The sequence below is a fragment of the Achromobacter sp. MUI-25009338 genome (assembly GCF_057359325.1).
Map to the genome: position 1 here is coordinate 3,621,258 of NZ_CM170627.1, position 22,004 is coordinate 3,643,261.

19 protein-coding genes are annotated in these 22,004 nt (G+C 70.6%); 15 read left to right on the forward strand and 4 right to left on the reverse strand.

The window, feature by feature from the left end:
• The first annotated feature begins 10 nt into the window (after window positions 1-10).
• From AC1IQ6_RS17190 to AC1IQ6_RS17220, 7 genes are all read left to right on the forward strand, one after another.
• A complete protein-coding gene (locus AC1IQ6_RS17190; RefSeq protein WP_485865014.1) occupies window positions 11-1,255 on the forward strand; it encodes an NAD(P)/FAD-dependent oxidoreductase in 1,245 nt (414 codons plus the stop codon).
• Window positions 1,252-1,791 (forward strand): hypothetical protein, encoded by a 540-nt coding sequence (locus AC1IQ6_RS17195; protein WP_111825577.1) that lies wholly within the window; start codon window positions 1,252-1,254, stop codon window positions 1,789-1,791. Before AC1IQ6_RS17190 ends, AC1IQ6_RS17195 begins: the two co-directional genes overlap by 4 nt.
• Complete coding sequence (locus AC1IQ6_RS17200) at window positions 1,788-2,987, forward strand: beta-ketoacyl-ACP synthase (RefSeq protein ID WP_485865015.1); 1,200 nt, start codon at window positions 1,788-1,790, stop codon at window positions 2,985-2,987. The genes AC1IQ6_RS17195 and AC1IQ6_RS17200 overlap by 4 nt, the downstream gene beginning before the upstream one ends.
• Entirely contained in the window at window positions 2,984-3,439 is a 456-nt protein-coding gene (locus AC1IQ6_RS17205) for a hotdog family protein (protein WP_102771585.1), read from the forward strand. The genes AC1IQ6_RS17200 and AC1IQ6_RS17205 overlap by 4 nt, the downstream gene beginning before the upstream one ends.
• Window positions 3,436-4,167: a 3-oxoacyl-ACP reductase FabG gene (fabG, locus tag AC1IQ6_RS17210; protein WP_111825462.1), complete on the forward strand. Its 732-nt coding sequence runs from the start codon at window positions 3,436-3,438 to the stop codon at window positions 4,165-4,167. The genes AC1IQ6_RS17205 and fabG overlap by 4 nt, the downstream gene beginning before the upstream one ends.
• A complete protein-coding gene (locus AC1IQ6_RS17215) occupies window positions 4,167-5,390 on the forward strand; it encodes a beta-ketoacyl-ACP synthase (protein ID WP_485865016.1) in 1,224 nt (407 codons plus the stop codon). Before fabG ends, AC1IQ6_RS17215 begins: the two co-directional genes overlap by 1 nt.
• Before the next feature lie 69 nt (window positions 5,391-5,459).
• Entirely contained in the window at window positions 5,460-5,921 is a 462-nt protein-coding gene (locus tag AC1IQ6_RS17220) for a GatB/YqeY domain-containing protein (protein ID WP_102771588.1), read from the forward strand.
• A 40-nt stretch (window positions 5,922-5,961) separates the two neighbouring features.
• On the opposite strand, the gene dinB is transcribed toward AC1IQ6_RS17220, so the two are convergent.
• Window positions 5,962-7,008, reverse strand: coding sequence for a DNA polymerase IV (dinB, locus tag AC1IQ6_RS17225; protein WP_485866578.1), 1,047 nt, complete (start codon window positions 7,006-7,008; stop codon window positions 5,962-5,964).
• 103 nt (window positions 7,009-7,111) lie between these two features.
• On the opposite strand from dinB, the gene AC1IQ6_RS17230 reads away from it, so the two are divergent.
• On the forward strand, window positions 7,112-7,534 hold the full coding sequence (locus AC1IQ6_RS17230; RefSeq protein ID WP_102771590.1) for a PaaI family thioesterase: 423 nt from the start codon (window positions 7,112-7,114) through the stop codon (window positions 7,532-7,534).
• A 9-nt stretch (window positions 7,535-7,543) separates the two neighbouring features.
• Here AC1IQ6_RS17230 and AC1IQ6_RS17235 read toward each other — a convergent pair whose 3' ends face one another.
• Entirely contained in the window at window positions 7,544-8,002 is a 459-nt protein-coding gene (locus tag AC1IQ6_RS17235) for a BPTD_2524 family lipoprotein (RefSeq protein WP_102771591.1), read from the reverse strand.
• A 62-nt stretch (window positions 8,003-8,064) separates the two neighbouring features.
• Window positions 8,065-8,880, reverse strand: coding sequence for an IclR family transcriptional regulator (locus tag AC1IQ6_RS17240; protein WP_102771592.1), 816 nt, complete (start codon window positions 8,878-8,880; stop codon window positions 8,065-8,067).
• Between the two features lie 109 nt (window positions 8,881-8,989).
• Here AC1IQ6_RS17240 and AC1IQ6_RS17245 point away from each other — a divergent pair, with 109 nt between their 5' ends.
• The 3 genes from AC1IQ6_RS17245 (at window position 8,990) to AC1IQ6_RS17255 (ending at window position 14,057) form a co-directional block, all read left to right on the forward strand.
• Window positions 8,990-11,032, forward strand: a complete 2,043-nt coding sequence (locus AC1IQ6_RS17245) for a metallophosphoesterase (protein ID WP_485865017.1) — start codon at window positions 8,990-8,992, stop codon at window positions 11,030-11,032.
• A gap of 31 nt (window positions 11,033-11,063) precedes the next feature.
• Window positions 11,064-12,029 carry a Bug family tripartite tricarboxylate transporter substrate binding protein gene (locus AC1IQ6_RS17250; RefSeq protein WP_485865018.1) on the forward strand — a complete coding sequence of 322 codons (966 nt, stop codon included), beginning with the start codon at window positions 11,064-11,066 and terminating at the stop codon, window positions 12,027-12,029.
• 111 nt (window positions 12,030-12,140) lie between these two features.
• Complete coding sequence (locus AC1IQ6_RS17255; protein ID WP_479730068.1) at window positions 12,141-14,057, forward strand: alpha/beta hydrolase family protein; 1,917 nt, start codon at window positions 12,141-12,143, stop codon at window positions 14,055-14,057.
• Here AC1IQ6_RS17255 and AC1IQ6_RS17260 read toward each other — a convergent pair.
• On the reverse strand, window positions 14,047-15,255 hold the full coding sequence (locus AC1IQ6_RS17260; protein WP_485865019.1) for a GGDEF domain-containing protein: 1,209 nt from the start codon (window positions 15,253-15,255) through the stop codon (window positions 14,047-14,049). The two genes, AC1IQ6_RS17255 and AC1IQ6_RS17260, sit on opposite strands and share 11 nt — an antisense overlap.
• 970 nt (window positions 15,256-16,225) lie before the next feature.
• Between AC1IQ6_RS17260 and pgaA the strand changes: the two genes are divergently transcribed.
• From pgaA to pgaD, 4 genes are read left to right on the forward strand one after another with little or no spacing between them, the layout of a single operon-like run.
• Window positions 16,226-18,181, forward strand: coding sequence for a poly-beta-1,6 N-acetyl-D-glucosamine export porin PgaA (gene pgaA / locus AC1IQ6_RS17265; RefSeq protein ID WP_485866579.1), 1,956 nt, complete (start codon window positions 16,226-16,228; stop codon window positions 18,179-18,181).
• Between the two features lie 10 nt (window positions 18,182-18,191).
• Window positions 18,192-20,228, forward strand: coding sequence for a poly-beta-1,6-N-acetyl-D-glucosamine N-deacetylase PgaB (gene pgaB, locus AC1IQ6_RS17270; protein WP_485865020.1), 2,037 nt, complete (start codon window positions 18,192-18,194; stop codon window positions 20,226-20,228).
• On the forward strand, window positions 20,225-21,562 hold the full coding sequence (pgaC, locus tag AC1IQ6_RS17275; RefSeq protein WP_102771599.1) for a poly-beta-1,6-N-acetyl-D-glucosamine synthase: 1,338 nt from the start codon (window positions 20,225-20,227) through the stop codon (window positions 21,560-21,562). Before pgaB ends, pgaC begins: the two co-directional genes overlap by 4 nt.
• Window positions 21,559-22,002 carry a poly-beta-1,6-N-acetyl-D-glucosamine biosynthesis protein PgaD gene (gene pgaD, locus AC1IQ6_RS17280; protein ID WP_102771600.1) on the forward strand — a complete coding sequence of 148 codons (444 nt, stop codon included), beginning with the start codon at window positions 21,559-21,561 and terminating at the stop codon, window positions 22,000-22,002. The genes pgaC and pgaD overlap by 4 nt, the downstream gene beginning before the upstream one ends.
• The last annotated feature ends 2 nt before the right edge of the window (window positions 22,003-22,004 follow it).

The following is a 22,004-nucleotide window of genomic DNA, read 5'->3' on the forward strand; positions in this document are numbered from 1 at the left end:
AAGGTCGGAGATGGAACAACGCGAAGTCGTGATCATCGGCGCGGGCCCGGCCGGCGCGGTCGCCGCGGCGCTGCTCAAGCGGCAGGGGCATGACGTGCTGGTGCTGGAGCGCCAGCAGTTTCCGCGCTTTTCCATCGGCGAAAGCCTGCTGGCCCATTGCCTGGAATTCGTGGAGGAAGCGGGCATGCTGCCGGCGGTCCGGGCCGCGGGCTTCCAGGTCAAGAACGGCGCGGCCTTCGCCTGCGGCGAGCGCTACAGCTATTTCGACTTCCGCGACAAGTTCACCCCCGGTCCGGGCACCACCTTCCAGGTGCAGCGCGCGCGCTTCGACCAGGTGCTGGCCGACGAGGCGGTGCGCCAGGGCGTGGAGTTGCGCTACCGGCAGGAAGTGACCGCGGCCGACTTCGATGGCGAGCCGACGCTGGCGGTGCGCAGCGCCGACGGCGCCAGCTACCGCGTGCAGGCCCGCTTCGTGCTCGACGCCAGCGGCTACGGGCGGGTGCTGGCGCGCCTGCTGGACCTGGAAATCCCCTCGTCGATGCCGCCGCGCAAGGCCATCTACACCCACATCGAGGACCGCATCGACGACCCCGGCTTCGACCGCGAGAAAATCCTGATCAGCGTGCATCCCGAGGAACGCGGCATCTGGTACTGGCTGATCCCGTTCTCCAACGGCCGCAGCTCGTTCGGCGTGGTGGGCGGCGAGGAACGGTTCGGTGGCGCCGATGCCGATCCGATGGCCGTCCTGCGCGCGATGGCGCGCGCCGCGCCCAACCTGGAACGCATTCTGAAGCACGCCGTCTGGGACACGCCGGCCGGCGCCATCGGCGGCTATTCGGCCAGCGTGCGCCGGCTGCATGGCCCCGGCTACGCGCTGCTGGGCAATGCCGCGGAATTCCTGGACCCGGTGTTTTCATCGGGCGTGACCATCGCGCTGCGCTCGTCCAAGCTGGCCGCCGACGCGCTGCACCGCCAGCTGGGCGGCGCGCAGGTCGATTGGCAGACGGCGTTCGCCGACCCGCTCATGGTGGGCGTAGAGACGTTCCGCGCCTACGTGCAGGGCTGGTACAGCGGCGAATTCCAGGACGTGGTTTTCTACGAACACGCGCAACCCGAGATCCGCCGCATGATCAGTTCGATCCTGGCGGGCTACGCCTGGGATCTGTCCAACCCCTTCGTCGCCAGCCCGCAGCGCCGCCTGCGCATGCTGAGCGAACTGTGCCGCGGCAGCGACGCGCCGCCGGAGGCCGCATGACGATAACGAGGCTCGCCCGCTGCATCGGCGCGGCCTGGCTGGCGGCCGCGCTGGCCGGCTGCGCCGGCGCCCCGCCCCTGCCGGCGCGCACGGCGGCGTTCGCGCTGCCCCGGCAGCTGCACGTGGTGCAGGCCGCGCCCGGCCAGCCGCCGCAGGACGCGATGCTGGTGGTGCAGCGCGAAGGCGCCGCGCTGCGCTGGTCGCTGTTCGACCTGGTGGGCGTGCCGCAGGCCCGCCAGATGCTCGAACACGGCCAGTGGCGCAACGACGGCTTCCTGCGCCCCAACCCCCAGGCGCGCGACCTGTTCGCCGCGCTGATGTTCGCCTGGACGCCCGAGGCCGAGCTGGACGCCGCCTATGGTCCGGGCCGCTGGCAGGCGCGCCGCACGGGCGCGGCGCTGCAGCGTGACCTGCTGGAACAGGGGCGCGCGCGCTGGAGCGTGCGCTGGCCCGACGCCGCCCGGGCCGGCGATTTCACCATCGTCGACGCCGACGGCACGAACTGGCGGATCTCGCCGCTGAAGGAGCAGCCATGAACGCGTGGTTGGGCAAGCCCGGCGTGGTCTGCGCGCTGGGCGCGGGCATAGACGCCGTGGCCGCGGCCGCGCTGGCCGGCGACACGTCCGGCATGCGCGCGCGCACCGGCTGGGTGCGCGGACGCGCCCTGACCCTGGGCGGCTACGACGGCGAGCTGCCGGCCATTCCCGACGCCCTGCCGGCGCATCACCGCAGCCGCAACAACCAGTTGCTGCTGGCCGCGGCCCTGCAGATCGAAGCGCAATTGCGCGGCGCCGTGGCGCGCTACGGGCCGGGCCGCGTGGCCGTGGTGCTGGGCACCAGCACCTCGGGCGTGAACGATAACGCGCCCGCCTTCGGCCACCTGGCCGCGCACGGCGCCTGGCCGGCCGACTACGACTACCGCCGCCAGGCCCTGTCCTCGCCTGCGTCGTTCTTCGCCGACTGGCTGGGCGTCAGCGGACCGGCCTATACGCTGTCGACGGCCTGCACCTCGGGCGCGCGCGCCCTGCTGTCGGCCCGCCGCCTGCTCGAACTGGACCTGTGCGACGCCGTGATCTGCGGCGGCGCGGACACGCTGTGCCGGCTGACCATCAACGGATTCGCCGCGCTCGGCGCCATCGACGACGGCCTGTGCCTGCCGTTCTCGGCCAACCGCCGCGGCATCAACATCGGCGAAGCCGGCGCGCTGTTCCTGATGGCGCGCGACGCGGCCGGGCCCGACGGCGTGGCCCTGCTCGGCGGAGGCGCCAGTTCCGACGCCTGGCACATGTCGGCGCCGGAGCCGACCGGGGCCGGCGCGCGCCAGGCCATGCAGGCCGCCCTGGCCTCGGCCGGCCTGGACGCGGCCAGCGTCGGCTGGGTCAACCTGCACGGCACCGGCACGCCGCACAACGACGCGATGGAAAGCCACGCCATGCACGCCGTGTTCCCGCAGGGCGTGCCGTGCTGTTCGACCAAGGCGCTGACCGGCCATGCCCTGGGCGCGGCCGGCGCGCTGGAGGCGGCGCTGGCCTGGGCCACGCTGTCGGCCTCCAATGCCGGCGCGCGCCTGATTCCCCACGTCTGGGACGGCGTGCCCGACCCGCAGCTGCCGGCGCTGGAATTCAGCACGCCGGCGCACCGCTACGCGCCGGGCCGCCCGCGCGTGGCCATGAGCAATTCGTTCGCGTTCGGCGGCAACAACGTCAGCCTGATCCTCGGAGCGCAGCCATGATCCCGTGGCCCATCGCCAGCCTGCTGCCGCACGCCGGCGACATGATATTGATAGACGAGATCCGCAGCTATGATGCGGACAGCCTGTGCGCGCTGGCCGTCGTCAAGCCCGGGCCCTATAGCCTGGCGGACGGTTCGCTGCCGCCCTGGCTGGGCATGGAGCTGATGGCCCAGGCCGTGGGCGCCTGGGCCGGCTGCCGCGCGCGCGAGGCCGGCCAGCCCGTCAAGCTGGGCTTTCTGCTGGGCACGCGGCGCTACGAAAGCCATGCCGACGCGCTGCCGGCCGGCGCGCGCCTGACGGTCCAGGTGCGCCGCGGCCTGGCCGACGCCAGCGGCATCAGCGTGTTCGAATGCGAACTGCACGACGGCGCGCGCCTGCTGGCGCAGGCCAGGCTGAACGTCTACCAGCCGCAGGACCCCAACGCCTTTATCCAGGAAGAGTCACCCGAATGAGCGCAGCCCCCATCCTCGTCACCGGTTCGAGCCGCGGCATCGGCCGCGCGATCGCGCTGGCCCTGGCCGACGCCGGCCACGATCTGGTGCTGCACTGCCGCCGGCAGCGCGGCCAGGCCGAGGCCGTGCAGGCCGAAGTCCAGGCGCGCGGCCGCCAGGCCCGCGTGCTGCAGTTCGACGTCGCCGACCGCCAGCAATGCGCGGCCGCGCTGCAGGCCGACGTCGACGCCCACGGCGCCTACTACGGCGTGGTGCTCAACGCCGGCCTGACGCGCGACGGCGCCTTTCCCGCCCTGACCGGCGACGACTGGGACGAGGTGCTGCGCACCAACCTGGACGGCTTCTACAACGTGCTGGGTCCGCTGGCCATGCCCATGATCCGCCGCCGCGCGCCGGGCCGCATCGTCTGCATCGCCTCCGTCTCCGGCGTGGTGGGCAACCGCGGCCAGGTCAATTACAGCGCCTCCAAGGCCGGCCTGATCGGCGCGGCCAAGGCGCTGGCGGTGGAACTGGCCAAGCGCCAGATCACCGTGAACTGCGTGGCGCCCGGGCTGATCGACACCGACATGCTGGACGAGCACGTGCCGGTCGACGAGATCCTCAAGGCCGTGCCGGCGCAGCGCATGGGAAGGCCCGAGGAAGTGGCCGCCGCCGTCGCCTTCCTGATGTCGCCGGGCGCGGCCTACATCACGCGCCAGGTCATCGGCGTCAACGGAGGGCTGTGCTGATGAAGCGGGTGGTCGTCACCGGCATGGCCGGCATCAGCGCGCTGGGTTCGAACTGGGCCGGCGTGCGCGCGGCGATGGAAGCGCGCCGCAGCGCCATCCGCTGCATGCCGGAATGGTCGCGCTACGCGGAACTGAACACCCGGCTGGCCGGGCCCATCGAGGATTTCCGCCCGCCGGCGCACTGGACCCGCAAGCAGCTGCGCAGCATGGGCCGCGTCTCGCAGCTGGCGGTGCGCGCCGCCGAGCTGGCCCTGGCCGACGCGGCGCTGCTGGACGACCCCGCCATCAAGGACGGCCGCATGGGCGTGGCCTGCGGCTCGTCCATCGGCAGCACGGCGGAAATCCGCGCCTTCGGCAATATGCTGCTCAACGGCGTCACCGACGACCTGAACGCCAATTCCTACGTGCGCATGATGCCGCACACCACGGCGGCCAACGTCGGCATCTTTTTCGAACTCAAGGGCCGCATCATCCCCACGTCCAGCGCCTGCACCTCGGGCAGCCAGGGCATCGGCTACGCCTACGAGGCCGTGCGCTACGGACGCCAGGAACTGATGCTGGCCGGCGGCGCCGAAGAGCTCTGCGCCAGCGAGGCGCTGGTGTTCGACGCGCTCTACGCCACCAGCCAGAAGAACGATACGCCCGGCCTCACCCCGCGCCCCTACGACCGCGACCGCGACGGCCTGGTGATCGGCGAAGGCGCCGGCATGCTGGTGCTGGAATCGCTGGACCACGCGCTGGCGCGCGGCGCGCGCATCCATGCGGAAATCGTGGGTTTCGGCAGCAACTCGGACGGCGCCCACATCACCCGCCCGGAGGCCCGCACCATGCGCGTGGCCATGGAAATGGCGCTGGCCGACGCCGGCCTGGCGCCGCAGGCCATCGGCTACGTCAACGGCCACGGCACCGCCACCGAGCAGGGCGACATCGCCGAAACCCAGGCCACCCACAGCCTGTTCGGCAGCCGCATGCCGATCAGCTCGCAGAAAAGCTACCTGGGCCATACCCTGGGCGCCTGCGGCGTGCTGGAATCCTGGTTCAGCATCGAAATGCTCAACCGCGACTGGTACGCGCCCACGCTGAACCTGGACCACGTCGATCCGCGCTGCGGCGAGCTGGACTATCTGACCGAGGGCCGCTGCATGAGCAACGAATATGTCATGAACAACAACTTCGCCTTCGGCGGCATCAACACCTCGCTGATCTTCCGCCGCTGGCGCTGAAACGGCCGCCGCGGCGGCGGCCGGGAGATTAAACTAGCCGTTTGCCGCAACACCTCAAAAGGTTCCCCCATGAGCACTGCTACGCTCAAGACCCGCCTCTCCGACTCCGTCAAGGAAGCCATGCGCGCCAAGGCCACCGAACGCCTGGCCACGCTGCGCTTCCTGCTGGCCGCCGTCAAGCAGAAAGAAGTGGACGAGCGCCGCGACCTGAGCGACGCCGAAATCACCGCCATCATCGAAAAACAGGTCAAGCAGCGCCGCGAATCCATCGCCGCCTTCGAGCAGGCCGGCCGCACCGAGACCGCCGAGCAGGAAAAGGCCGAACTGGCCGTGCTGCAGGAATTCCTGCCGCAGGCCGCCACGCCCGAGGAAGTCGCCGCCGCCATCGACGCGGCGCTGGCCGAAGTGGCCGCGCAAGGCGTGACGGGCGCGCCCGCGATGGGCAAGGTCATGGCGCTGCTGAAGCAGTCGCTGGCCGGCCGCGCCGACATGAGCGCGCTGTCGCAGCAGGTGAAGGCCCGCCTGGGCTGATCCCGCGCGGCCCGCCGGCGGCGGGCCGCCGTGCACCGAATCAGAACACCCCGCCGAACAGATCCGGCTGGCGCGCCTGCTCGCCCGGTTCGGCGAAATTGCTCATTCCCACCCCCGCCAGCCGGTACAGCGTGTGCGGCGGCAGTTCCACTCTTTCGCACAGCAGCCGCGCCACCGCGGCCAGCTCGGCCGCGGACCCCGGCGGATAGGCGCTGGTCTGGCTGCGCGTCAGGATGCGGAAGCGGTCGGTCTTGAGCTTGAGCACCACGGTGCGCCCCAGCGCGCCCTTTTTCAGCGCCTGGTCCCACACCTTCTGCGCCATGCGCTCGATGGCCTCGCCCAGCGCCTCCAGGCGCACGTCCTGCGAGAACGTGGTCTCGGCCGAGACCTGCTGCAGCGGCGCGTCGGTCTGCACCGCGCGCTCGTCGATGCCGCGCGCCAGTTCGTACAGGCGCCGCCCGTAGCGGCCGAAGTAATGCTCCAGCTCCTGCGCGCCGTGGGTGGCCAGGTCGCCCACGGTATGGATGCCCAGCTGCTCCAGGCGGGCCTGGGTCACCTTGCCCACGCCCGGCACCTTGCGCACCGGCAGCGGCTCCAGGAAGGCCAGCACCCTGGCTGGCGGCACCACGAACAGGCCGTCCGGCTTGTTCCAGTCGGAGGCGATCTTGGCCAGGAATTTGTTGGGGGCCACGCCGGCCGAGGCGGTCAGGCCGGTTTCCTCGCGGATCTGCCGGCGGATGACCTGGGCTACCTCGGTGGCCGAAGGCAGGCCGCACTTGTTGACGGTCACGTCGAGGTAGGCCTCGTCCAGCGACAGCGGTTCGATCAGATCGGTATGGCGCGCGAAGATCTGGCGCACCTGGCGCGACACTTCGCGGTAGCGGTTGAAGTCCGGCGGCACGTAGACCGCGTGCGGACAGAGGCGCTCGGCGCGCGCCGCCGACATGGCCGAATGGATGCCGTAGCGGCGCGCCTCGTACGAGGCGGCGCAGACCACCGAGCGCGGCCCGGTCCAGGCCACCACCACCGGCCGGCCGCGCAACTCCGGATTGTCGCGCTGCTCCACCGACGCATAGAACGCGTCCATGTCCACATGCACGATCTTGCGCCCCTCAGACACCCTGATATCCCGTGGCAAAAGCATATATTATGACCGGCGACCCGCTATCCAATCCCGCCATCACCGTTCCATGACCGCACCCGCAACCGCGCAAACCGATTACTTCGGCCTCACCATTCCCTTCATGCATTTCGTCGGCCTGGTGCCCGAGCACATCGAGCCGGGCTATGCCCGCACCTCGCTGCCCTGGCGCGCCGACCTCACCAACAGCCGCGGCGACATACACGGCGGCACGCTGATGAGCGTGCTCGACTTCACCTTGAGCGCCGCCGCGCGCGGCTCGGCCGACGGCGAAGAAGGCATGGCCACCATCGACATGAACACCTCGTTCCTGTCGCCCGGCACGGGCGACCTGAAGATCGAGGCGCGCTGCCTGCGCCGCGGCGCCTCCATCGCCTTCTGCGAAGGCGACGTGCGCCGCGCCGACGGCGAACTGGTGGCGCGCGCCACCGCCACGTTCCGCATCATCCGCCGCCGCCCGGGCGGCGACTGACCGGCCGGCTCAGTCCCTGGGCAGGTCGCGCTTGGGCTGGACCTGCGGGCGCGGGTCCAGCGGCATATAGCTGCTGCACGACACCAGGCCGTAATAGACGGCGTCCTGCATGGCGCGCATCGCCGCCGCGTCCCAGGTGCCCTGGCCCCACATCGCGACGCGCACGTCGGTGCTCTTGGGGCCGGCCGCCTTCAGGTCGACCCGCGACATCACGTTGTCGCTGTAGGGCGCCAGCACGCGCACCACGCCGGACTGCGCCGGCTCGTCGATGTCGGCCACCACGCGGTAGGCGTTGTCGGTGCTGCGCAGGCAATCGCGCGATTGGCGGATCGCCGCCGCATAGGCGTCCTTGAATGCCACCGGCGCCTTGAATTCGCTGTGCGGCGACGAACCGTCCTGCGAGATGCCCATCGAGCATCCCGCCAGGCCCAGGGCCAGTGCCGCAGCCGCGGCCAGATTCCTGTACATGTGTATCTCCAGATCAGTGCCCGCGATTATCCCGCATATCGGCCCGGCGCGGCCGCGGGGCGTCACAGGATGCCGATGCGGTATTCGAGGTTCTTGACCAGGGTGCGCAGGCGCGGGCCCAGCGTTTCGTACACGTACTGCCGGTCCAGGCCGTCGGCCGGGATGGTCACGTTGAAGGCCAGCGGCAGGTCGTTGGAGCGAAAGCGCATCGGCGTGGCGATGCCGCAGAGCTCGGCGCGCCAGTCCTTGGTGACCACGCAGAAGCCGTGCTCCTCGATTTCCTCGTAGGCCGCCGGCAGGGCCGGACCGAACCGCTCCCACTCATCGGGGAATTCCTCGGCCAGCCGGCCGCAGATCAGCTCGCGCTCGGCCGCGGTCTGGGCATACAGCAGCGCGCGTCCGGTCGCGGTGCGCAGCAGCGGGCGGGCCGAGCCGATGTCCGGCCGCGAGGCGTTGGAAGCGCCGTCCTGCACCGTTTCCACGTACACCGCCTGCAGGCGGTCGCGGATCGCCATCGACACCGGGCCGCGCGCGTAGCGCGCCAGTTCCACCATGTCGTGCGCGGCCAGCTGGCGCAGGGTCAGGTGCACCAGCAGCGGATAGCCCAGCGTCAGCACCGCCGGCCCCAGTGAGTACTTGCCGGTGCGCTCGTCGCGCCGCAGATAGCCCAGCCCCACCAGCGTGAACGTCAGCCGCGATACGGTCGGGCGCGTCAGCCCCAGCATCTCGGAAATCTCCTTGTTGCCCAGCAGCGGCTCGGCCGCCGAAAAGCACTTCAGCACGTCCAGCCCGTTGGACAGCGTGGAGGCGAAACGCGGGTGCGCCTCGAGCGAGGCGCGGGATTCGAGTTCGTAGTGAAGCGGCGTTTTCGAGTGCATAGGGGCCTAGGGTTGCGGAGCATTGACAGTATATCGCCGGCCGAAATACAAACTATCCGACCGATAAATACATTTGAATTCCATTTATTGAAATTGGAGTGTGACCGCCGTGACCGAACCCCAGTTTCCGCGCCAGCCCCTGGGCGCCCGCCTGTTCAGCTTCGCCGTCGTCGCCGACACCCACGTGAACGAATCCGAGGACACCTGCGCCTCGCCGTTCGCCACCAACGCGCGCGCCAACGCGCGGGCCCGCCACGTCTTCGCCGACATCGCGCGCCTGGACCCGGCGCCGGCCTTTGCCATCCACCTCGGCGACATCGTCCACCCGGTCCCCGGCCTGCCCTCCTTCGAGGAAGCCGCGCGCCGCTTCAAGGCCATCGCCAGCCAGATCGACATGCCGCTGCACCTGGTGCCCGGCAACCACGACGTGGGCGACAAGCGCATCGACTGGATGCCGGCCGACGTCGTCTGCGACGGCTATCTGGACAAGTACCGCGGGATCTTCGGCCCCGACTACTACGCCGTGGACCACGGCGGGGTCCGCTTCCTGTTCGTCAACGCGCTGCTGTTCAACTCCGGGCTGGACGCCGACGCGGCCCAGCGCGAGTGGATCGACGGGCAACTGGCCGGCGCGCCCGGGCGCGTGTTCGTGTCGCTGCACTATCCGCCCTACCTGCACGATCCGGCCGAACGCGGCTCCTACGACAACATCGACGAGCCCGGCCGCGGCTGGCTGCTGTCGCGGCTGCGCAATCCCAAGGTGGAGGCGGTATTCGCGGGCCACGTCCACAATTTCTGGTACGACGTGATCGGCGGCGCGGAACTGTACATGCTGCCCTCCACCGCTTTCCTGCGGCACGACTATTCCGAGTTCTACCGCGTGCCGCCGGCCGACGAGTTCGGCCGCGGCGACGTCGAGAAATTCGGCTACTTCGTCGTCGACGTGCACGAGCGCGGCCACGTGGCCAAGCTGATCCGCACCCACGGCGCGATGCGCGGCGAAGCCGCCGGCGGCCAGCCTCCGGCGCGCGCCCTGCCCCCCGTGCATACCAAGACCGCCGTCAGCGACGGCGTCGCGGTCGAACTGCGCCACCCGTGGGCCGAGATCGTCGAGATTCCCTGCACCGGCGGCGTGCAGGAATTCGGCCGCAAGCTGGCGCGCAACGACTACCCGCTCATGGCCATGTGGGAAATGGGGCTGCGCACGCTCAAGATCCCCACCCAGGACCTGCACGACGAACAGACGCTGCGCCGCGCCCGCCTGATGGTCGACGTCGGGCATCGCTTCGTGCTGACTTCGCTGGGCGTGCCCGACACCGCCCTGCTGGACCGGGCGCGCGCCCACGGCGTGCCCATCGCGGCCATCGAAATCAACCTCAGCGCGCGGGCCTTGCAGGATGCGGGGCCCGCGCTCGCCAGGCTGCGCGGCCACACCGACGCGCGGCTCATCTACGGCAAGATCCGCACCGGCGAGGACGACGCGCATTTCGACGGCAAGCACTACAGCCATTTCGTCAACACCGGGCTGCGCGCCGCCGAACTGGACGCCGCCGCGCCCCTGCTGCGGGCGCGGCTGGAACAGAAGCACATCGACGGCATCACCGTGCGGCTGGACTGGGGCGCCGATCTCATCGCCGCCCATGCCGAACTGGCGCGGCGCGCGCAGGACTGGGGCATGTGCGTGAACGTGGGGGTGAAGCTGGCCGACCGCCTGGCGGCGGCCAACACCGACGACGCCGCGATCGCCGCCCTGGTGGCCGAAGCCTTCCTGGCCTCGCGCACGGGCGACGCGGTGAGCTATGCCTTCGACACCTTCATGGACGTGGACCGCGGCTACTTCCCGCGCAATGGCCTGATCGACCGGCGCTACGATCCGCGGCCCGCGGCGCTGGCGCTGGCGGCGCTGAACGCCGTGTTCGACCGGCCCGGCCCGGCCTCGGTCGAACGGCTGGACGGCCCGGCGCACACGCGCCTGTGCCGCTTTCTTACGCACGGCCGCAGCTACGAACTGGCCTACGGCCCCGCCGCCGCGGTGCACGGCCGTGCCGCGGGCGCTGGGCGCGTCATCGACCTGCTCTGCCCGCAGACGCCGGTGGACTCGGCCGGCCACGATCGGCCGGGCCATGCGCTGCTGCTGATCGAGCGCGGCTGATCCCGAATCCCCTATCCCAAGGAGCCATCCCATGCTTCGAATCGGAATGAAAATCGCGGCGGCGCTGGCCGCCGCCGGCCTCGCGCTGACGGCCCGCGCCGAACCCTTTCCGGACCGGCCGGTGCGCCTGATCGTGGCCTACGCGCCCGGCGGCGCCACCGATGTGATCGCCCGCGTGCTGGGCGCGAAGCTGACGGCGCAATGGGGCCAGCAGGTCGTGGTCGAGAACCGCTCCGGCGCCAGCGGGATGATAGGCGCCGAGCAGGTGGTGGGCGCCAAGCCCGATGGCCATACCCTGCTGCTGGCCTACACGCCCGAGGTGTCCATTAACAAGCTCGTGTTCAAGCAGATGCGCTACGACCCCATGAAGGACCTGCAGCCCATCGCGCTGGTGGCCGATGCGCCGCTGATCCTGGTCAGCGGCCCCAAGCTGCCGGTGACCACCTATGCCGACATGAAGCGGCGCACGGCGCAGGGCTCGGCGGTATTCGGTTCGCCGGGCACGGGCGGGCAGCAGCATCTGGCCGGCGAGCTGCTGCGCGTGCGCTCGGGCATGAACCTGATGCACGTGCCCTATCGCGGCACGTCGCTGGCTGTGGCCGACCTGGTCGGCGGCCAGATCGACGTCTTCTTCGCCACCGCGCCGGCCATCATCAGCCACATCAAGGCCGGCACCCTGCATCCGCTGTTCGTGGCCGGCCCGCAGCGCCAGGCCGTGCTGCCGGACACGCCGACGGCGCGCGAGGTGGGGCTGGACGACTTCGACCTGTCCAACTGGTTCGGCCTGTTCGGCCCGGCCGGCATGCCGCCGGCGCTGGTCGGACGCATCTCGGCGGACGTGGCCCGCGCGCTGCAGGACGCCGACGTGCGCGCCAAGCTTGAAGGCCAGGGCCTGACGGTCGCGTACAAGCCGCCTCAGGAATTCAAGGCTTTCATCGCCGCCGAAATGAGCAAATACGCCGGCATCGTCAAGACGGCCGGGGTGACGCCGCAATAGCGGGGACGATGCGCAAGGCGGTTCGACACCGCCGGCGGCGCTATGGCATCATCGGTGGACCAGGCGGCTGCCGGCCCAGCCCGCGGCCGCAGCAACCCCGGAGGTCCTCTCTTGTTCTCGTTCCTCAAGCGCACCGTCCTGGCCGCCAGCATCGTCGGCGCATCGCTGGGCGCCAGCGCCGCCCAGCCGCCGCGCGCCTATCCCCTGAAGGATTTCTTCCGCAACCCCGACCGCGGCTTCTTCCGCCTGGCCGACGACGGCAAGACCCTGGGCTTCATGCAGCCCACCAGCGTGGACGGCAGCCCGGCCCGCATGAACATCTACGTGCAGCCGCTGCAAGGCAGCAAGCCCGTGGGCGACCCGCGCCTGCTCACGCGCGAGACTGCGCGCGACATCAGCAATTTCTTCTGGAAAGGCGCCGACGTGGTGCTCTACCAGAAGGACTTCGGCGGCGACGAGAATTTCCACGTGCTGGCGGTCAACGCCAAGACCGGCCAGATCACCGACCTGACTCCCTACGAAGGCGTGCGCGCCGGCATCGAGGACGACCTCGAGGACGACCCCGACCACGTCCTCATCAGCCACAACCAGCGCGACCCCGAAGTCTTCGACGTCTACCGCGTCAACGTCCATACCGGCGCGGCGGTGCTGGTGGCGCAGAACCCCGGCAACATCGTCGGCTGGCAGACCGACCACGCCGGCAAGGTACGCGCCGCCGTCGCCAGCGACGGCCTGAACACCACCCTGCTCTACCGCGACGACGAAGCCGCCGAATTCCGCCCGCTGATCACCACCGACTACCGCACCAGCGTCAGCCCGGCGTTCTTCACCTTCGACGACCGCAAGTTCTACGCCCTGTCCAACCGCGGCCGCGACAAGCTGGCGCTGGTCGTCATCGACCCGGCCAATCCCGACGCCGAAGAGGAAATCTACACGCCCGAGGACGTGGACCTGGACGCCGCGGCGTACTCGCGCAAGCGCCGCGTGCTGACGCTGGCCGCCTACCAGACCGACAAGCCGCAATACCGCTTTTTCGACGCGCAGACCGAGGCGCTGTTCAAGGCGCTGTCGGCGCGGCTCGCGGGCTACGATTTCGCCATCCAGGGCTACGACCGCGATGAAAACAAATTCATCGTCGCCGCCTACAACGACCGCACGCCCGGCTCGCGCTACATCTACGACGCCGCCGCCGACACGCTGACCAAGCTGGCCGACATCAACCCGGCCATTCCCGAGGCGGACATGTCGCGCGTGCAGCCCATCAGCTACCAGACGCGCGACGGCCTGACCGTGCACGGCTACCTGACGCTGCCGGCCGGCCGCGCGCCGTCCGGCCTGCCTTGCATCGTCAATCCGCATGGCGGGCCGTGGGCCCGCGACGGCTGGGGCTACAACCCGGAGGTGCAGTTCCTGGCCAACCGCGGCTTCTGCGTGCTGCAGATGAACTTCCGCGGCTCGACCGGCTATGGCCGCGCCTTCTGGGAAGCCGGCTTCGGGCAATGGGGCCTGAAGATGCAGGATGACATCACCGACGGCGTCCAGTGGCTGGTGCAGCAAGGCATCGCCGATCCCAAGCGCATCGGCATCTACGGCGCCAGCTACGGCGGCTACGCCACGCTGGCCGGCGTGGCCTTCACGCCCGAGCTCTACGCCGCGGCGGTCGACTACGTGGGCGTGTCCAACCTGTTCACGTTCATGCAGTCGATCCCGCCGTACTGGAAGCCCATGCTGGCCAAGATGCAGGACATGGTGGGCGACCCCGAACGCGACCGCGAACGCCTGGCCGCGACCTCGCCCGCGCTGCACGCGGACCGCATCGTCACGCCGCTGTTCGTGGCGCAGGGCGCCAAGGACCCGCGCGTGAACAAGGACGAGAGCGACCAGATGGTCAAGGCGCTGCGCGCGCGCGGCGTGGAGGTCGAATACATGGTCAAGGACAACGAAGGCCACGGCTTTCACAACGACGAGAACAAGTTCGAGTTCTACGAGGCCATGGAACGCTTCCTGAAGGAACACCTCAAGCCGTAGACCGCGCCTCGGCTGCCGCGCCGTCCGGGCGCGCGCGGCCCGCGGCCCGCCCGATCGAGGCCATCTCCACGCGGTCGCGGCCCTGCTGCTTGGCGCGGTAGAGCGCCGCGTCGGCGCGCGCCAGGATGCCGTCGGCGGTATCGCCCGGCTGGTACAGGGCCAGGCCGCCGCTGGTGGTCATGGGCACCTCGGCGTCCGGCAGGGCAAGCGGCGCGTCGCGCACCGCGTCGCATACCCGCTGCGCCTGCACCAGCGCGTGCGCCGGATCGCAGTCATACATCAGCAGCGCGAATTCCTCGCCGCCCAGCCTGCCGAGACGGTCGCTGGCCCGCACCGCGCGCTGCACCACCTGCGCGTAATGGCGCAGCGCGCCGTCGCCGGCCGCATGCCCGTAGCGGTCGTTGATGGACTTGAAATGGTCGATATCCAGCAGCAGCACGGCCAGCTTGCCGCCGGCGCGATGGCAGCGGCGCAATTCGCGTTCGAGTTCGTCGAGGATGCTGCGCCGCGAGTGCGCCCGCGTCAGGCTGTCGAAGGTCAGCGCCGCCTGCATCTGCTCGGACAGGCTGGTCTGCACCAGCAACAGCAGGGCCAGGAACAGCGCCGGCACCGTGACCGCTCCGCAGACGATGAAGAACAGCCCCCAGGCCGACGGTTCCAGCAAGGAATGGGGCGCCTCGCCGCCGATGGAATAGACCGCCAGGCGCAGGCCCTGCACGGCCGCCAGCCCGAACATCGCCAGCATCAGGTACGCCATCACGCCGCGGGTCTGCAGGCGCCGGCGCTGGCGGAATATCACCCGCCCCGTGGCCAGCATGGCCACGCAGGTCATGGCCGAAAACAACAGGATGCGGGCGCGCAGCTCGCCGCCGGCAAACAGCAGCAGCGCAAACGCCAGGATGCACAGCGCGCCCAGCGCCGCCGTGGCCTGCGCCTGCGGCGGCAGCCCGAAGAACCGCCGTACGCCGACATGGACCAGGCCGAGCGAACCGACCCAGGCGGTGTTCGAGACCATCACGGCCGGGCCCGGCGCCAGCAGGCCGGACGAGGCATACGCCAGCAACGACACCACGGCCAGCGCATTGGCCGCGGTGAACGCGCGGATGCCGCCCAGGTCGCGTGCATGGAACAGCACGAACAAGGGCAGCGCCAGCGCCGTGGCCAGTCCCCACATCAGGAAGAATAAGGAAATCGTCATGGCTCCTGCCGCGCGCCCTCGTTGGGATTGCCGCACTGCGCACCGCTCGCGCCGCGTTACACCCTAGCATTTTTGACGTCTTTTGTTACAGTCAGGACGAGCCGGCGCGCTATCCTCGTCGGCACTCGCCCCGGCCCGAGCGACGAAGAATACGCCAGCGCCGGCCCCTGTGCGCGTCTCCTTTGCACTACTTGACAGTTGAAATATCCAAAACGTCCTACAGTGCATCCCGTTGACGGCGCCGCAGAGTGCCGCAACCACGTCCATCGGACGTGGCGCGTACTAGCCATGCACTTCGATAGCGCGAGTGCGAAGGTCCCCGCAGCGGGCGCCGCGCAACTGAACCCATGTTCCCCACCTCCATCGCCGGCGCTGCGCGCCCGCGCGGCGTCCGGCTGTCCGGCCGGCGCGCGCCTGCCCGGCGGAGGCGGCGAACGTCCCGAGTCGCAACTGCGGAAGTACTACAGATGCCATGCAAAGGAAAACCTGCGGGAAAAACCGCCAACCGGTCGCTATCGCGCCTTGACGCCGCGGCGGGCCTGCGCCTGCTGGCCGCCTGTGCGGTCCTGGCGCCGGCCTTGGCGCTGGCCGCCCCCGCCGAGGATTACGACGGCCTGATCGCCCGGGCCCGCGCCGGCGACTACGAGCCCGCGCTGGAGATGCTGCGCCGGCAAGGCGCCGCCGCCGGGCCACGCGCCATCTACGACCACATCGTCATCGCCGGCTGGGCCGGCCGGCCCGCCGAGGCGGCGGCCGCCTTCGAAACGCTGCCGGCCGGCGCCAATCCGCCGGCCGACGTGCAGCTGGCCGCCGCGCGCGCCTACCGCGACCTGCAGCGCTGGCCCGAGGCGCTGGCCGCCTACCGCGCGGGGCTGCGCCGCCATCCGCGGCACACGGCTTTCCAGGCCGGCGAAATCATGACGCTGGCCGACGCCGGCCAGACGCAGGCCGCGCTCCAGGCCGGCGAGCGCTGGGCTACGTCCACGTCCGCCAGGGGCGCCCTTTCGAGGCGCTCTACCAGGCCGACCGCGCCCTGGCCCTCGCTCCCGACACGCCCTACGTGCAGCGCGAATACATACAGGCGCTGTCCCGCGCCCGCATGTCGGGCGCGGCGCTGGCGCGCGCGTCCGAGCATCCCGGCCTGTTCGACGCCGCCCAGATGCGGCGCTTCGAGGCCGACGCCGTGGCCCAGCAGGTGCGCCTGGCCTCCATGCCGGCGCGCAACGAAGCCGAACGCTACGTCGTCGCCGACCGTGCCCTGGCCCGCTACGACGAACTGATCCCGGCCTGGCAGGCGCTGGGCGAGGCCGCGCGCGACGACGTGCTGCGCGCCCGCATCGACCGCCTGCACGCGCTGCATGCGCGCGCGCGCATGGCCGACCTGGTGCGCGAATACGAGGCGCTGCGCGCCGAAGGCGCGCAGGTGCCGCGCTACGCGCTGAACGACGTGGCCTCGGCCTACCTGTACCTGCGCCAGCCGGAAAAGGCGCGCGACATCTACCGCCAGGTCGCCGCCGACGACGCGGCCCGCAACGACGATCCCGAGGACCGCCTGAACACCGAGACCGGCCTGTACTACTCCCTGGCCGAGGCCGAGCAATTCGACCAGGCCTCGCAAAGCCTGGCCGCCAACCGCCAGGACTATCCGGACTGGGTCTACCTCAAGGGCCAGCCCAGCCGCCTGCCCAACGACCTGCGCCTGGAGCGCATGCAGACCGAGGCCGCCGCCAGCCTGCAGGCCGACGACACCCCGGCCGCCCAGCGCAGCCTGGAACACATGGTGCGCGAGGCGCCCAACAACTCCGGCCTGCAGGCCCAGCTTGCCGGCGTCTACCGCGCCCGCTCGCAGCCGCGCGCCTCGGAACGCACGTTGAAAATGGCCGAGACGCTGTCGCCGCGCAGCCTGAGCGTGGAGAACGGCCAGGGATTCACCGCGCTCGACCTGCAGGAATGGCGCCAGGCCGAGGCGCTCAGCCAGGACACGCTGGCGCGCGCGCCCGAGGACCTGGTGTCGCGCCGGCTGGCGCGCCAGTGGCAGGTGCACAACATGGCCGAGCTGCGCATCGCCGGCTACCGCGGCCTGGCTTCGGACAGCCCGGTCTCGGGCAGCGGCGACTTCGGCATCGACGCGGTGGTGTACTCCAAGCCGCTGGACTACAACTGGCGCGCGTTCGGCGGCGGCGGCTACGCGGCCGGCGACTTCGAGGAAGGCCGCGGCACCTACCGGTGGGTGCGCGCCGGCGTCGAATGGCGCGGCCGCGACCTCACCGTCGAGGGCGAAGTCTCCACCCACGACTACGGCGACGGCGTCAAGCCCGGCCTGCGCCTGAGCGCCGCCTACGACCTGGACGACCGCTGGCAGGTCGGCGGCTCGGCCGAGCTGATCTCGCGCGAGACGCCGCTGCGCGCGCTGGCCAGCGGCATCTCGTCGAACAGCCTGTCCGCTTTCGTGCGCTGGCGCGCCGACGAGCGCCGCGAATGGACCCTGGCGCTGTCGCCCTCGCACTTCAGCGACGGCAACAACCGCTGGTCGCTCGGCCTGATCGGACGCGAACGCGTCTACACCGCCCCGCACCTGAAGGCCGACCTGGAATTCGACATCTCCACCCAGCACAACAGCGGCGGCAGCGACGTGCCCTATTTCAACCCGCGCTCGGACCTGACGCTGGTGCCCGGCCTGCGGCTGACGCACACGCTGTACCGGCGCTACGAAACCGCGTGGGAACAGATCGGCACCGTCGGCGCCGGCGCCTACACGCAGCAGGGCTACGGCACCGGCGGCGTGTTCGCCCTGGGCTACGGCCAGCGCTACCGCGCCAACGACGTGCTGGACATGGGCGCCATGATCACCGGCATCAGCCGCCCGTACGACGGCGACCGCGAGCGCGAACTGCGCATCGTGTTCGACCTCGCCTACCGCTTCTGAGACCGCCGCCATGCTTAGAACCCATACCCGCATCCTCCTGGCCGGCCTGTTGCTGCTGCTGATCCTGTTCCTGACCGCCTGCGCCAAGGACATTCCCGTCTACACGCCGCCGGCCGAACGCAGCCTCGCGCCGGCCGACCGGCCCTGGCCGTCCGGCCAGTTCCTGGCCCTGGCCTATCACGACGTGGAAGACGAAGACCCCGACCAGGGCTTTCTCAGCGTGCGCACCGACCGGCTGGTCGACCAGCTGGCCTGGCTGCGCGAGAACGGCTACCAGGCCGTGTCCGTGGACCAGATCCTGGCCGCGCGCGAAGGCGGCAAGCCCCTGCCCGAGCGCGCGGTGCTGCTCAGTTTCGACGACGGCTACCGCAGCTTCCAGACCCGCGTGCTGCCCATCCTCGAAGCCTACCGCTGGCCGGCCGTGCTGGCGCCGGTCGGCGTCTGGATGGACACGCCGGCCGACCGCAAGGTGGATTTCGGCGGCAGCCCGCAGCCGCGCGAGCGCTTCCTGGACTGGGACGGGGTGCGCGAGATCTCGCGTTCCGGCCTGGTGGAGATCGCCGCCCACACCAACGCCTCGCACTACGGCGCCCTGGCCAACCCGCAGGGCAACACCGAGCCGGCGGCCGCCATCCGCGTCTACGACGCCGGCGCCGGCCAGTACGAAACCGAGGCGCAGTTCCAGGCCCGCATGCAGCGCGACGTCGCCGCCATCAGCGAGAAGATCCGCCGCGCCACCGGCAAGGCGCCGCGCGTCTGGGTCTGGCCCTACGGCGCCGAAGGCGGCTCCACCCTGAAGATCGCCGGCGAGCACGGCTACCGCATGGCGCTGACGCTGGAAGACGGCCCCAGCAGGGTCTCGCGCCTGATGTCCGCGCCGCGCCTGCTGCTGGCCAACGATCCGCACCTGCGCCCGTTCGCCGACAGCATCGGCGGCATGGAAGCCCTGCCCACCATGCGCGTCGCGCACGTGGACCTGGACTACATCTACGACCCCGACCCGGCGCAGGTCGACCGCAACCTGGGCGAACTGGTGCAGCGCATCGCCGACATGCAGATCAACACGGTGTTCCTGCAGGCCTTTGCCGATCCCGAGGCCGACGGCCTGGTGCGCTCCGTGTACTTTCCCAACCGCTGGCTGCCCATGCGCGCCGACCTGTTCAACCGCGTCTCTTGGCAGTTGCAGAACCGCGCCCACGTGGCGGTCTACGCATGGATGCCGGTGCTGGCGGTCGACCTGGACCCGTCCATCGCGCGCGTGACGCGCTGGGACCCCGCGCATCCCGAGGCCGCCCCGGCGCCGGATCCCGACCAGTACCGCCGCCTCTCGCCCTTCGATCCGGTGGCGCGCCAGCGCATCGGCGACCTGTACGAGGACCTGTCGCGCTACACCCTGTTCGACGGCGTGCTGTTCCATGACGACGCGGTGCTCAGCGATTTCGAGGACGCCAGCCCCGGCGCGCTGGCGGCCTACCGCCGCGCCGGCCTGCCCGGCTCCATCGCCGAGCTGCGCGCCGATCCCGACACGCTGCAGCGCTGGACCCGCCTGAAAAGCCGCGCGCTGGTCGATTTCACGGACGAGCTGACCCGGCGCGTGCGCGCGGTGCGCGGCCCGCACATCAAGACGGCCCGCAACATCTACGCCCAGCCCATCCTGAACCCCGCCAGCGAAACCTGGTTCGCGCAGAACCTGGACGACTTCCTGCAGGCCTACGACTGGACCGCCCCGATGGCGATGCCGCGCATGGAGAACGTGCCCGAAGCCGGCGAGCACGCCTGGCTGGACAGCATGGTCGACGCGGTGGCGCGCCGCCCCGGCGCGCTGGACAGGACCGTGTTCGAACTGCAGGCGCGCGACTGGCGCACCGGCCCGGACCGCCCCGAGTCCACGCCCATCGACACGGCCGTGCTGGCCGGCTGGATGCAGCGGCTGCAGCTGCGCGGCGCCCGCAACTTCGGCTACTACCCCGACGACTACTCGCAAGACCAGCCCCGGCTGCAAGACATCCGGCCCGCCATCTCCGAAGCCTGGTATCCCGTCCGATGATAGACCGCCTGATCGCTCTGCTCATACTCTGCGCCATGCTCGGCGTGCCGTTCGGCTTCACGCTGATGCTGACCGGCGAGGCGCTGCTGGGCTTCGTGTTCTTCTACCCGCTCTTCATGTCCGGCCTGTGGATGAGCGGCGGCCTCTATTTCTGGTGGCACTGGGAGCGGCACTGGAAATGGGGCAAGGACCGCCAGCCGCCGGCGCTGCCCGGCAATCCGCTGGTGTCCATCCTGGTGCCCTGTTTCAACGAGGCCGAGCACGGCGAAGAGACCCTGCTGGCCGCGCTGGCGCAGAACTATCCGCACATCGAGGTCATCGCCATCAACGACGGCTCCAGCGACGGCACCGCCGACATGCTGGACCGCCTGGCCGCGCGCCACGACCGGCTGCGCGTGGTGCACCTGGCGCAGAACCAGGGCAAGGCCATGGCGCTGCGCATGGGCGCGCTGGCCGCGCGCAGCGAGTACCTGGTGTGCATCGACGGCGATGCCACGCTGGACCCGGACGCCGCCGCCTACCTGGTGGCGCCGCTGATCCAGAACCCGCGCGTCGGCGCGGTCACAGGCAACCCGCGCATCCGCACCCGCTCGACCATGATCGGCCGCATCCAGGTCGGGGAGTTCTCCTCCATCATCGGCCTGATCAAGCGCACCCAGCGCGTCTACGGCCAGGTGTTCACCGTGTCCGGCGTGGTCGCCGCGTTCCGGCGCGCGGCGCTGGACCGCGTGGGCTACTGGAGCCTGGACATGATCACCGAGGACATCGACATCAGCTGGAAGCTGCAGCGCGACCACTGGTCCATCTTCTACGAGCCGCGCGGCCTGTGCTGGATCCTGATGCCCGAGACCCTGCGCGGGCTGTGGAAGCAGCGGCTGCGCTGGGCCCAGGGCGGCGCCGAGGTCTTCCTGAAGAACCTGCGCTCGATCTGGATCTGGCGCCACCGCCGGCTGTGGCCGCTGATGGCGGAATTCTGCCTGTCCACCGCCTGGGCCTTCGCCTTCGGCATCTCGGTGCTGCTGTGGGCCGTCAGCCAGGTCGTGGCGCTGCCCAACAACATGTACATCGCCAGCCTGATGCCGCCGGCCTTCACCGGCATGATGCTGGCCATGGTGTGCCTGCTGCAGTTCGTCGTCAGCATCCTGATCGACCGCCGCTACGAGCCCGGCCTGCCGCGCGCGCTGTACTGGGTCATCTGGTATCCGCTGGCCTTCTGGATGGTGAGCCTGTTCACCACCCTGGTCAGCTTTCCCAAGGTCATGCTCCGCAAGCAGGCCCGGCGCGCGCGCTGGGTCAGCCCGGACCGGGGCATCAAATCACCGGACGCATCATGATCATCACCACGCAACGCTCGCGCGCGGGCTATCTGTTCGACCTCGTCCTGACCGCCCTGGGCTGGTTCGCCTTCGTGTACCTGTTCGGCGCCGGCATCCTGGCCATCCTGCGCGACGCGCAGGGCCCGGGGCTGTCGCCGCTGCCGGCTTTCGTGCCCACGCTGCGCACCCTGTCGGGCTATGCGCTGCTGGCGCTGGCCAACGCCGCCCTGCTGGTGGCCTGGGCGGTCTACAACCACCGGCGCTTCGCGGGCAAGGACCGGCGCAAGCCGATCAAGCCGCTTGGCGACCGCCGGCTGGCCATGAGCTTCGGGCTCACGCCGGCGCAGCTGGCGGAGCTGCGCGCATCGCGCACGGCCGTCATCCACCACGGGCCGGACGGACGCATCACCGGCATCGAGACGCGCAGCCCGCTGCTTACCGCGGTGCACACGGGTTGACC